The organism is Halobacteriovoraceae bacterium (assembly GCA_020635115.1).
Lineage (GTDB): Bacteria > Bdellovibrionota > Bacteriovoracia > Bacteriovoracales > Bacteriovoracaceae > JACKAK01.
The window spans coordinates 100,852-112,258 of sequence record JACKAK010000004.1 but is presented as its reverse complement, the minus strand read 5'-3'; the positions used below and the strand labels follow the sequence as shown (position 1 = coordinate 112,258).

The following is an 11,407-nucleotide window of genomic DNA, read 5'->3' as shown; positions in this document are numbered from 1 at the left end:
CAAATTTTCCTACTTAGGCAATTTTTTCTCCTCAGTTTTCTAAATTTAAATCTATCCGATTAATACCGATACGTATTTGAGGTGACCTTATGAGACTAATCTACAGTGTTTCTCTTACAATTTTCCTTACAATATGTTTTGCTGAACAAACCCAAGCAAGAAAGCCTGCGGTTGAACCTACAATGAATTACAATATAAGTGATATTTATACTCCAAATGAAAAATTAAATATAAAAGCTCCTAAGTTTGATTTTTCAAAAGAACAAAAAATAGAAATTCAACGAGATATTGCTAAAGAAAAAGAGCTCTATATTCCAAACGAATTAGAGGATACAACTCAAGGTGAAAAAATTCCTTATGCCTTAATTATTCTACTCATCACCATTCCAGTTGGACTTGTCTTAGGTGTTCAAATAAGCACTTATGTGAAGAAAACCAATCCTCTTGAGATACCAGATAATGTTCTTCAAATTGATCATTCTAGATCTCAAAAAAATAATACTGATCCTGATGATCATATTAACAAGGCATCTTAAAGTTCGGTCCAGGTATTCTTTCCAATATATTTCATAATAGTAGAAGAATGACCGTAGCGAACCATTATATCTTCGATATTATCTCCATCAAAATCGTTGACGATAACTTCATATTTTCTTTGGTGATAATGTCCTTTAAAAGACTGAAATTCCTCCCAAAATCTAGGGCCTGGGAAAAATTTAATGTCTAAAAGATTATTTTTATAAATTGAAGCAATATAAATTCGTCCAGTACTGAGCATTTCAGTATATTTGTTGAAACCTTCATAATAATAAAAAAGTAAAACTGTTATATCAGGGTTCACATCATGAATTGAGACTTTATAAACTCTGGCATTTTTACCTTGTGGATTAAAACCTCCTTCAAAAATTAGGTCTCCGCGATGGTTGTAAATTCCTATAAAATCTCTACCATCTTTTTTTAGGGACCTTATCCCCTCATAGTTTTTATCACCATTAAGATCAACTCTGTAAGTTCGTCCCTCTATATTCCAAACATAACTGTTTTTAAGAACGCTTTCGGCCTTTATTTTATCAACCTTGAGATTTCCAGTGAACATTTCTCTAAAAAAGCGTTCATCTTGTGTATAAGATTTCAGAGCAAGAAAAAACATCAAAATTGGGAATAACTTCATATTTTTATTATTGTCTATAATTCCTGCAGTTGCTATGCAGCATATGTTTCTAGATCTATTGTCGATAAAGAGGTCAACTGCTATAATTTACGTCTAAGTAAAGGATTTTTATGAAATTTAATCTCGCATTCGTTGATGGCCCACAAAGAGTTGAAGTTCTTGAGTTATCGGGTCAGGAAGTCGCTGAATCAAAAATTATGTCTTTTGATCAAATTGAACCACATACACTTAGTGGGATTATACTTGATAAGAATGTTGTTCTGGACAGTGAAGAAAATAAAAATTTGTTTAATAAATTAAGTGAGTTCTCTCTTGGTATACCTGTAAGAACTTCTAGCGAAATAAATGTAAAAATTGAAGAAATAAAACGTTATACTCTGGCACAATCTAAATCTCTATTGCAAAAAGTACAGTCTAGTTGGGTGCTTCAGAATAATTTATCTTTGCTTGATCAAATTTTTGAGACAGTTAAGCATTTAAGACTGTTGTGGGAGAATGATCGAACGACGTTCATTCAAGAATTTTGGCATCTGATGAAAAAAAACTTAGGAACTACACATCTTCAAATTTTTTATCATGATATCGAGCTTGCTAGCTCTGAAAACCAAAAAAACAAACTAGTTCTTTCGTCTATCGGGTATAATTTCAATAGTACTCCGGCCAAAGCTAATGAGATGGAACAAAAATTGTTCTCAGAAATTTATCATCCAACTGATAAATTATTTGAAGTAATTGAATACAATAAGGAAAAGTCCGAATTGGTATTGTTATGTACAATTGATGAGGGCCCATTACTTTTGATGGCATCCGTAAATGAGATGAGTACCTTACAGCAAGTACTCATCTCTAGTCTAATTAAAGGTCTTCAGTTAAAGTAGGACTTTTACTTTTAATTATTAAATTGAAATTTGTTATATCAGATAAATCTATGAGGGCCTCTGCATTTCTCCAAACTTTTCCAATATCTTCAAAGTTATAAAACAGTGGGTATTTTCCTGTAGTGTTTCTTGCATTTGTTGGTCTGTCAAAAGTTTCACAAAGTGCTGATCTTTCAGAAGTAGGATAAAACTTATTAAGATTTGGGTTTCTAAAAATTATCTCAATCTCTCCATTACGTTCAAAGTTGAGGTCTATATCCATTGTATGCTGGCCATTAACTTTTATATCAAAATTTTTCATTAGTTCATTCATTGAAAATATATATTTTAGATCTTGTGGTTTAAACTCCCAACTTGGTTCGCAGTAATTTTCAAATTGATTTTTTCCCACTAATTTTGCTTTTTTAATATTGGTCTTATATTCTGTTTTATACAACTGTGAAAATAAGCTAATTTTATATTGAGATTCGTTTTCAAATTTCTGTGCAAATACTTTTTTTGCTTCTCTGTCATCAAAATTCACAATTTTTATATCATAAGTTTTTCTCTCACATTTTCTCGATTGATCTTTTGAAAATACTTTTATGTTATTATAGGAGTGATAATATTCATCATTCATTTTGATTTTATTTCTAATAATTTCTGCATTCTTTGAAATTCCGCTTAATATATCAGAGTATTTTTTATCTGCACTATAGTAATAGGGTACTAAGCTTTGATTATTATCGATTATCAATCTATTTGTATTTTTTGATACACTCTCAAATAAATCAATATATTCAATTATTTGTCCGTTAATTAAATGAGTTTTTAAATTACCAACTTTTACGACTAAATGTAATTTTTCTGAAATTAAATCCTGTATATATTCTTTAGGGATATCAACATTCAATTTAGCAACTTCATCTTTGCCTTGTTCTACAGAAATTTCAGTTTCATATTCATTCATCACTCTATTAGAACTAATTTCTATATCAGTTTGTGAATCAGTTGAAATTAGACGAGTTTCAATATTTATCTCACTAATTTTTTTAAAAATTTTTGACTCACCTAAATTGAGTTTTAAATGCAGTTCAACCATAAGAGATGTTAGATAATCTTTTTTAATTAATGCGTAATCGATTCCTTTAGGATATTTAAATGTATCTGGAACAAGTTCATAAGATTGTCCTAATTGTAGTGTATTGCCCTGTTCTTTATTTGAACAAAAAATTTCATTTGCAAAATAATCGTTGATCTCAAAGATATTTTCCGATTTAATAATTTTTTCATCATCTGTAATTGCATATGAATACTGTTTTTCAATTTGAAAAGTGAAGGGGGGAAGATCTACTAATTCACTGTTCAAACTGAATTTTTCTTCATCAAAATCAGAAATTAAATCAAAATCACTATCCTTCAGTGACATCACATGATTTTTAATCTTTGTTATCTCTTCTGGAGTAGGAATAATGGTATTTTTTTGTCCACATGATAGCAGACCCGTTACCAAAACTAGAGGTAATAGTTTCATAAGTTCTCCCTTTTGCGAGTACATTTTTAATAATGCGAAGAACTTATATTTTTTTATTTTTACTTGAAATAATATTTTTTTAATTTGTCATTTATGAAACTATGATCCAAACTGGCCCAATTTTTCACCAAAAAGAACATGGAAGTGAGTGTGAAAGACACTCTGCCCAGCTAATTCTCCACAGTTATTGACAACTCTAAATCCCTCTTTTTCAAGATTATTTCCAATCGCATAGTCTTTAATTGCACTGAAAACATCGCTAAACTCTTCTGAACTCATCTCTGAGATGTTCGATGTATGGTTTTTATGGATAAATAGAATATGCTCTTTTGCTTGAGGATAGATATCTCTAAAAGCATAGACTTTTTCACTTTTAAAAATTGATTCTGAAGGGATTTCACCATTAACTATTTTACAAAACAAACATTCACTCATACCTATTCCTTTACTCTAACGATATCAGCACCAAGCCCCTGAAGCTTTTGATCAAGCTTTTCATAGCCTCTATCGAGGTGGTAGACTCTTCTAATTTCTGTTTCACCTTCAGCAGCAAGTGCTGCCAAGACAAGGGCCGCACTTGCGCGCAAATCTGTGCACATAACGGGTGCTCCTGATAATGAACCTTTTCCTTCGACAATTGCAGTATGGCCTTTTAAGATAATTTTTGCATTCATTCTATGCAACTCGGGTACATGCATAAATCTATTCTCAAAAATCTTCTCTGAAATAATTGATGTTCCTTGGGCCTGTGTACAAAGGGCCATAATTTGGGCCTGTACGTCTGTGGGAAAACCTGGATGAGGTTCAGTATCGACGCTAACTCCTTTTAAAAGAGAAGGAAGAACTTTGATGGATCTCTGTCCTATTTCAAGATTGGCCCCCATTTCTTTTAGAGTACTGCATACAGCATCAATGTCATGCGGGATTACATTCTCTACGGTAATTTCAGAATTGGTTATGAGACCTGCTATGATGTAGGTACAAGCTTCTATCCTATCTGGAATGGCCTCGTAGACAACTTCATTTATAGAAGTTGCAGGAGTAATTGTGACAATGGAAGATCCAGCACCTTCAACCTTAGCTCCCAAGAGATTTAAAAAATCTCCCAGATCGCGGATTTCAGGTTCTCTCGCTGCATTTCGTATTGTTGTGGGGCCATTTGCATAGACTGCGGCCATCATAATATTTTCAGTTGCTCCGACTGATGGAAACGAAAGAGTTAAGTCGGCGCCAATTAGTCCATCTGTTTTTGCGGAGACGTAACCACCTTCAATTGTTATTTCAGCTCCCATTTTCTCTAAATTACTTAAATGTATATCTATGGGCCGTGTCCCAATGGCACATCCTCCAGGTAGGGATACTTTTGCTTGTTTAAATCTGGCAAGTAGTGGGCCAAGAACAAGAATTGAAGCACGCATGGTTTTTACTAAATCATAGGTTGCTTCGTATTTTGAAATTTTTGTACAGTCATAACAAGTTTTATTTTCATCTGAATTTGTATGTACTCCTAATTTTTCGAGGAGTTTATTCATCGTTCTAATATCAGCTAATTCTGGTAGATTTTTGAAACATATTTTTTTATCACTGAGTAAAACGGCTGCCATCAAAGGAAGGTAGGCATTTTTAGCGCAGGAAACTCTCACATGGCCTGTTAATTTTTTACCGCCTTTAATTATGATTTTATCCATTATATTTTCCTTATTTTTAGAAATCGATCTCTATTACTAAGATCTTTAATTACTTCGATCTCACTAAAGCAATCACTCGCAATATGAGCTAGTTTTTTGAGTTCATTTTCATGTCCTTCCATGAAAAAGAGCCCTCTCTCATTTAGGTGAGCATCTACTTCGTGAAACAATACCTCAAACCACTTGTAATAGTCTATATCATCAAGATATAGCGCTAAGTGTGGTTCATATTGGTGAGTTCTGTCATGAACAAGACAGCTTTGTGCCTCTCTTTTAATATAGGGAGGATTTGAAACTATTACATCAAAATGTTCATGAATCTTTTCAAATCTATCACTCTTCATAAAATTTATTTTTTGATCTTGAGAAAAACGAAACCTTTTTAAGAATAGATTTCTTTTGGCCAGCTGAAGAACTTTTTCATCAATGTCACTTCCAAGAAGGTATTTCACTTCGGGACATGCGTAGGCAATATTTAAAAGAATTGTGCCAGGGCCAGTGCCTAAATCTAAGATTGAATTAACTTCATTTTTCTTAATAAATTCGATGGTTTCATGAACGAGAATTTCTGTTTCAAAGCGAGGAATGAGAGCAAATTCATTGATTTCAAAATTTAGTTCATAAAAGAATGCTTTTCTAAAAATATACTCTAAGGGAATCCCTCGTTTGATTTTTTCGAAATAATTTTCAAGAATTTTAGGTTGATAGATTATATATGAGAACACATCTTCAAAATAATTTTGAAAAATGCGTTCATTTATCCCGGGGTATGATTTTTCTAGATCTTCTTTGTGAGATCTATAAAATGCATGAAGTTGGTCGTTAAACCTCATCATGTCCTTTGAGAAGTTCGGCCTGATTATGAGCAATCAGAGCATCTGTGACCTGGCCCATATCGCCTTCGATTATTCTATCAAGGCTATAAAGAGTTAGTCCGATTCTATGGTCAGTTAAACGTCCTTGAGGGAAATTATATGTGCGAATTCTCTCCGATCTGTCACCTGTACCGACAAGACCTTTTCTTTCAGCTGCTTCTTTGGCGTTTTTTTCTCTAAGCATTTGGTCATATATTCTGTTAGTTAATATTTTTAGTGCTTTTTCTTTGTTTTTTATTTGTGATTTTTGATCTTGGTTTGCAACAACCATTCCTGTTGGTATATGCGTTACTCTTACAGCTGAGTCAGTTGTGTTAACAGACTGTCCACCTGCACCACCGGATCTATAGACATCAACTCTAACATCGTTCATATTCAGTTCAAAATCGAGTTCGTCTGCTTCAGGGAGGACTGCCACAGTGATTGTTGAAGTGTGAACTCTCCCTTGTGATTCAGTTTTGGGAACACGTTGAACTCTATGAACACCGGATTCATACTTCATCTTTGAATAAACTTTATCACCTGTAACGCTAAAGATGATCTCTTTAATGCCTTCATCACCTTCACTTATTGAAACAAGTTCAGACTTGAAACCTAGATCGCGAAAATAGTTTTGGTACATTCTATAGACATCACCAACAAAGATAGATGCTTCGTCCCCTCCAGCTCCAGCGCGAATTTCGACCATTACGTTTTTGTTGTCCAGTGGATCTTTTGGTAGAAGTAGGACTGTTAGCTCTTTTTCCAGTTCAGGAATAAGGCCTTCATTATTATCAAGTTCTTCTTTGGCCATTTCGCGCATGTCTTCATCAGATTCATTTCGGAGAATTTCTTTGGCCTCCTCAACATCTGCTTTGATTTGACGATATTTTTTGTAGGCAACAACGATGTCCTCAAGGTTTGCACGTTCTTCTGAAATAGACTTAAACTCTGTCTTGCGTTCATACAAGGACGGATCTGCCATTTTCTCAGTTAACTCATCATAGCGATCGACAACGACATCGAGCTTATCGAACATTGAGGACATTTGTTACCTTTTTTAACCATTCATTGAATTTAAAAATTCAGCGTTGGTTTTAGATTTTGTAATTCTGCTTAGAATAAATTCCATAGAATCTATTGTATTCATAGGATGGAGAACTTTTCTTAGAACGTAAATTCTTTGTAGGTCTTCATCTTTCATCAGAAGATCTTCCTTACGAGTAGAAGATTTATTGATATCAAGACATGGGAAGATTCTTTTTTCAAGAAGTTTTCTATCTAGTTGAATTTCAGAGTTACCAGTACCTTTGAATTCTTCAAAGATAACTTCGTCCATTCTTGATCCTGTATCGATAAGAGCGGTAGCAATGATTGTTAGAGATCCACCTTTTTCAATATTTCTGGCGGCACCAAAAAATCGTTTTGGTCTATGGAGTGCATTCGAGTCAACTCCCCCTGAGAGGATTTTACCAGATGGTGGAACAACGGTATTGTAAGCACGGGCCAGACGAGTGATTGAATCGAGTAAAATGACGACATCTTTTCCGGCCTCAGTAAGTCTTTTTGCTTTTTCTAGAACCATTTCTGCGACTTGGACGTGGCGATTGGCCGGTTCATCAAAGGTAGAAGAAACAACTTCAGCTTTAACAGATCTTTTCATATCTGTTACTTCTTCAGGTCTTTCATCAATGAGAAGGACAATGAGACTGGCGTCTTCATGGTTAGCTGAAATTGCGTTTGCAATATCTTTTAGCATAATTGTTTTACCGGCCTTTGGAGGTGCGACGATAAGACAACGCTGACCAAATCCCTGAGGAACGAATAAGTCGATCATTCTAGTTGAATAGTTTGTTGGATAAAATTCAAGTTCAATTTTTTTCTCAGGAAAAACAGGAGTCAGGTTATCAAAGAGTACTGTTTTTTTGTGTTCCTCTGGAGTTTTAGTATTGACTTCATTGACTTTAAGAAGTGCAAAATATCTTTCACCTTCTTTCGGAGGTCTAATTTGTCCTTCGATGGTATCACCTTTTCGAAGTCCAAAGCGTCGAATTTGAGAAGGAGATACGTAAATATCATCGGCCCCTGGGAGATAGTTATAGCCAGGGGATCTTAAGAACCCAAAGCCATCGGGTAAAATTTCAAGGACACCACCGCCAAAGATTTCTTCATCATTTTCAGCTTTCTTTTTGAGGATTGCGAAGATGACTTCATGTTTTCTCATATTTCCGGTGTTTTCCACGCCCATTTCACTGGCCGTTTCGAGTAAGGATTTAATTTCAGTTTCTCTAAGATCATTAAGGTGCATTAACAAAAACTCCTGTCTGGGATTTAAAAAGAATTATAGTTATATTGATTTGAACTACTGGTAAGTCTTCCCACAAATTTCCAAAGACTTCACTCTCCCTAATTCGACTTTATATATATTAGCTTATCGTTGTCGCTGAAAAAAATATAAAAGGAATTATTTGTGGTTCTTAGGGGCATCATAGCTGATTCGTCTGCATTGTCAAGAAAATGATATTTTTTTTTAACTCGTAGCGAATTTTCACCTTTAACTATCAGGAAACTCAATCATTTATATCCTTTTTTTTGATTTTTTCCATCCAATCTAGGGGAAAATCCATTTGTGTTCCGTTGTCTCTGGTGATTGGAGGATAGAGTCCGCTTGGAACAGTACTAGGAGGACTTAAATCGTTTCCATAGAGGCCTGTTTTTGAAGATGAAGGATTTCGTAGAGTATGGGCGACAAAATATGTGAGGGCATCTAAGTAGTCCTCATCATATTTGATTGGAAAGAATTTGTGTTTTTCTCTGTCAGGATGAAACTGTAGATATATATAAGGAATGTGAATGTCACGTTGATAAATATGACTTTTCTCACCTTTAACTCCACCTGTTAATAATACTTTTCCAATAATATTTACTGGCCCAATTAAATGATATTCTATAGCGTTTTTTAAGGCCTTATAGCTTATTGTATAGAAATCATCACCTGGAATAACTCTATTTTGTCCTCTCTCCGTTCCATGATGAAAATACGGATAAGTTTCTATAACACCTCTGAGAGAAGGAACTCTAAATCTAAAGCAGTCTTTAAAACCACCTTTAAAAAATGCTCTCCCGGGGTCAGGTACATATTTATTATATTCAGTAAATCTACCATCTATTTCACATTCAGGTGGACTCCCTTTGAAAGGTTGTTTGCTTTTGAAAAAACCACTCCGAGGATCACTATCCCTGCTGTAAGAACTCAATGGGCTTAATTCATGTCCTCTAACTCCAAGATCATAGTATTGTTTTGCTGAAAAAAGTGGAGCTTCATGACATTTGAAACATCCTGCTCCTTGATAAGTTTTATTTTTATATGAAAATTCTTCATCAACATCTGTGAAAAATGCTTGTAATCCCAATAATTCTTTTTCAGATAGATTTTGCTCTTTTTTCATAAATTTATCAAAAGGTGTATCAATCACAACAATGCTTTTTACAAAACTCTCTAGTGCTTTTTTCACCATCACTTCATCAATGTATTCAGTATTAAATAGCTTTTTAAACTTTTTATTATATCCACTAGAATTATTTAATTTTGCCAGCATAATGGCCACACATTCGTTTCGATTGGGTACAGTTAAGGCATTATTTGGTCTTCTTTCATTTAACCCTGAAATAATCGTAGATCCAATTCTCTTAAGATCAAAGTTTGTATTTGAATTATGATCGACAGAAAATGCTGATTTTAGATGTATCGATTTATTAAATAAATCTCCCTTCTCTTTAAAGGGATTACCATATAATGGAATTGGATTAGTTCCACACATTTCTATTCTTGTATGCATTGGAACGAGTAGTTGTTCCATTAATGATGCAAACCGACCATCATGCATCAATCCACCTTCTTGATAGTTACCTTCTCTAAATTTCACGTTATAAAGAGATAAACTATTACGAAACATAAATTTTGTAGCGTCATATCCTAATCCATCATTTCCAACACCCCTTTCAATTGAAAGAACACCTTCAGCAAAAGTATTTCCAACATTTTCAGCTGTAGGCCCTCCTTTTCCTAATGTGCCAAAAGATAAAGAATTTCCATCTGAAAACCCATGATTTGGGAGATGACAGGTGGAACAGCTAACATCATTATTTCTTGATAATATCGTATCATAAAAAAGAGACCTTCCGAGATCTATCAAATCTAAATTTTCTTCTCCTGGGGAAAACTCTATTTTTAGTTCTTTAAATTTTGATGAATATTTTGAATGAACTTCAAAATTTGTTTTATTAAAAGAATTTTCACAAGATATTAAAAGTGTTGAAAGAAAAAATATACAAAATATTTTTTCTTTCTTAATCGAGCCCTTCACTGATGTCATAATTAGTTAACTCCGACTCTGCTACAAAGTTGCGTGATCTGCTTCTCGTATAATCACAGTTATCTATTTTGTGCCCCTTTTCAATTTCTTCAGATACACACTTATTCCCAACAACATAAAAACGCATTAGAACTCCACTTTGTCTCGCTTTATCATACGACGCATATTTAAAAAGAATATTGAAAGCAGCTCCGTGTACAAGTTTAACATCTTTTTCATTTGGATATTTAGTTATACCTTTTACAGTTCCCTCATCTTCAATAACATGAAATATAACTGGAGTATAGTCATCTGAATCTGAACATTCTGGTTGAAGAGAAGTTTTAGAACAACACTTCATAGTATATTTTTTCCCTATACCTCCTGGTATACCTAGAAAAGGTACATAATTTATTCCTAGAATTTCTTCAAATGTGAGTTCTTTATTAAAATCATTTCTTGGTAAACATCTACTTATTAAATACTCATCAGGATTATTTTCCCTCTCAAGTTTTAAAGTGAAACTATCTCTATAATAGTTTCCATACATTTTTTGAGATGGATCTGATTGAATTTCTGCCCATGAAATCACATTCGCATCAGAAATATTCAAAAACTGATTACCAACTCTGGCAATATCATAATTGCCTCTTAGTCCTAGAGGGTCATTTGTAATGGTTACACCATTTATTGGTGCAGGATCAGGCTGAATAACATGAAAAGTAGATTTTGGGTCCATATTTGTTATTCCAATTGCACCTTTAAAGGTATAGAGTTTGACAGAAAGAGAAAATTCTAATTCATCAAGTATTCCAGACATATCAATTTCTTTTTGAAATTTTGCAGTATCCTGCATAAAATAAAAGACTGCCCCAAGTACAATTGATGAAACTCCCATAGCGACAACTGTTTCTGCTAAACTAATCCCTCTCATTTTCATCATTTCCT

The 11,407-nt window shown here is 33.8% G+C and carries 11 protein-coding genes; 2 read left to right on the top strand and 9 right to left on the bottom strand.

The window, feature by feature from the left end; translation table 11 throughout:
• The first annotated feature begins 89 nt into the window (after positions 1 to 89).
• Positions 90 to 536 (top strand): hypothetical protein, encoded by a 447-nt coding sequence (locus H6622_07005; GenBank protein ID MCB9061253.1) that lies wholly within the window; start codon positions 90 to 92, stop codon positions 534 to 536.
• Here H6622_07005 and H6622_07000 read toward each other — a convergent pair.
• On the bottom strand, positions 533 to 1,171 hold the full coding sequence (locus H6622_07000; protein ID MCB9061252.1) for a hypothetical protein: 639 nt from the start codon (positions 1,169 to 1,171) through the stop codon (positions 533 to 535). The two genes, H6622_07005 and H6622_07000, sit on opposite strands and share 4 nt — an antisense overlap.
• A gap of 110 nt (positions 1,172 to 1,281) precedes the next feature.
• Between H6622_07000 and H6622_06995 the strand changes: the two genes are divergently transcribed.
• On the top strand, positions 1,282 to 2,049 hold the full coding sequence (locus tag H6622_06995; GenBank protein MCB9061251.1) for a hypothetical protein: 768 nt from the start codon (positions 1,282 to 1,284) through the stop codon (positions 2,047 to 2,049).
• Here the strand turns inward: H6622_06995 and H6622_06990 are convergent.
• The 8 genes from H6622_06990 to H6622_06955 all read right to left on the bottom strand — a co-directional run bounded on the left by H6622_06990 (position 2,027) and on the right by H6622_06955 (position 11,393).
• Positions 2,027 to 3,562: a hypothetical protein gene (locus H6622_06990; protein ID MCB9061250.1), complete on the bottom strand. Its 1,536-nt coding sequence runs from the start codon at positions 3,560 to 3,562 to the stop codon at positions 2,027 to 2,029. The genes H6622_06995 and H6622_06990 overlap by 23 nt on opposite strands.
• A gap of 99 nt (positions 3,563 to 3,661) precedes the next feature.
• Positions 3,662 to 3,997, bottom strand: a complete 336-nt coding sequence (locus H6622_06985; GenBank protein ID MCB9061249.1) for an HIT domain-containing protein — start codon at positions 3,995 to 3,997, stop codon at positions 3,662 to 3,664.
• A gap of 2 nt (positions 3,998 to 3,999) precedes the next feature.
• The gene (gene murA, locus H6622_06980; GenBank protein MCB9061248.1) at positions 4,000 to 5,250 is read right to left on the bottom strand and encodes a UDP-N-acetylglucosamine 1-carboxyvinyltransferase; all 1,251 of its coding nucleotides are present in this window, start codon (positions 5,248 to 5,250) and stop codon (positions 4,000 to 4,002) included.
• Entirely contained in the window at positions 5,250 to 6,083 is an 834-nt protein-coding gene (locus tag H6622_06975; GenBank protein MCB9061247.1) for a peptide chain release factor N(5)-glutamine methyltransferase, read from the bottom strand. Before H6622_06975 ends, murA begins: the two co-directional genes overlap by 1 nt.
• Positions 6,073 to 7,143 carry a peptide chain release factor 1 gene (gene prfA / locus H6622_06970; protein ID MCB9061246.1) on the bottom strand — a complete coding sequence of 357 codons (1,071 nt, stop codon included), beginning with the start codon at positions 7,141 to 7,143 and terminating at the stop codon, positions 6,073 to 6,075. The genes H6622_06975 and prfA overlap by 11 nt, the downstream gene beginning before the upstream one ends.
• Positions 7,144 to 7,164: 21 nt before the next feature.
• Positions 7,165 to 8,412, bottom strand: a complete 1,248-nt coding sequence (gene rho / locus H6622_06965; GenBank protein MCB9061245.1) for a transcription termination factor Rho — start codon at positions 8,410 to 8,412, stop codon at positions 7,165 to 7,167.
• A 262-nt stretch (positions 8,413 to 8,674) separates the two neighbouring features.
• Positions 8,675 to 10,480, bottom strand: coding sequence for a cytochrome-c peroxidase (locus H6622_06960; protein MCB9061244.1), 1,806 nt, complete (start codon positions 10,478 to 10,480; stop codon positions 8,675 to 8,677).
• The gene (locus H6622_06955; GenBank protein ID MCB9061243.1) at positions 10,455 to 11,393 is read right to left on the bottom strand and encodes a hypothetical protein; all 939 of its coding nucleotides are present in this window, start codon (positions 11,391 to 11,393) and stop codon (positions 10,455 to 10,457) included. The genes H6622_06960 and H6622_06955 overlap by 26 nt, the downstream gene beginning before the upstream one ends.
• Positions 11,394 to 11,407 lie beyond the last annotated feature (14 nt).

Coding starts and splice junctions, on each gene's coding strand:
- H6622_07005 (MCB9061253.1), top strand. CDS start 90: ATGAGACTAATCTACAGTGTTTCTCTTACAATTTTCCTTACAATATGT.
- H6622_07000 (MCB9061252.1), bottom strand. CDS start 1,171: ATGAAGTTATTCCCAATTTTGATGTTTTTTCTTGCTCTGAAATCTTAT.
- H6622_06995 (MCB9061251.1), top strand. CDS start 1,282: ATGAAATTTAATCTCGCATTCGTTGATGGCCCACAAAGAGTTGAAGTT.
- H6622_06990 (MCB9061250.1), bottom strand. CDS start 3,562: ATGAAACTATTACCTCTAGTTTTGGTAACGGGTCTGCTATCATGTGGA.
- H6622_06985 (MCB9061249.1), bottom strand. CDS start 3,997: ATGAGTGAATGTTTGTTTTGTAAAATAGTTAATGGTGAAATCCCTTCA.
- murA (MCB9061248.1), bottom strand. CDS start 5,250: ATGGATAAAATCATAATTAAAGGCGGTAAAAAATTAACAGGCCATGTG.
- H6622_06975 (MCB9061247.1), bottom strand. CDS start 6,083: ATGAGGTTTAACGACCAACTTCATGCATTTTATAGATCTCACAAAGAA.
- prfA (MCB9061246.1), bottom strand. CDS start 7,143: ATGTTCGATAAGCTCGATGTCGTTGTCGATCGCTATGATGAGTTAACT.
- rho (MCB9061245.1), bottom strand. CDS start 8,412: ATGCACCTTAATGATCTTAGAGAAACTGAAATTAAATCCTTACTCGAA.
- H6622_06960 (MCB9061244.1), bottom strand. CDS start 10,480: ATGACATCAGTGAAGGGCTCGATTAAGAAAGAAAAAATATTTTGTATA.
- H6622_06955 (MCB9061243.1), bottom strand. CDS start 11,393: ATGAGAGGGATTAGTTTAGCAGAAACAGTTGTCGCTATGGGAGTTTCA.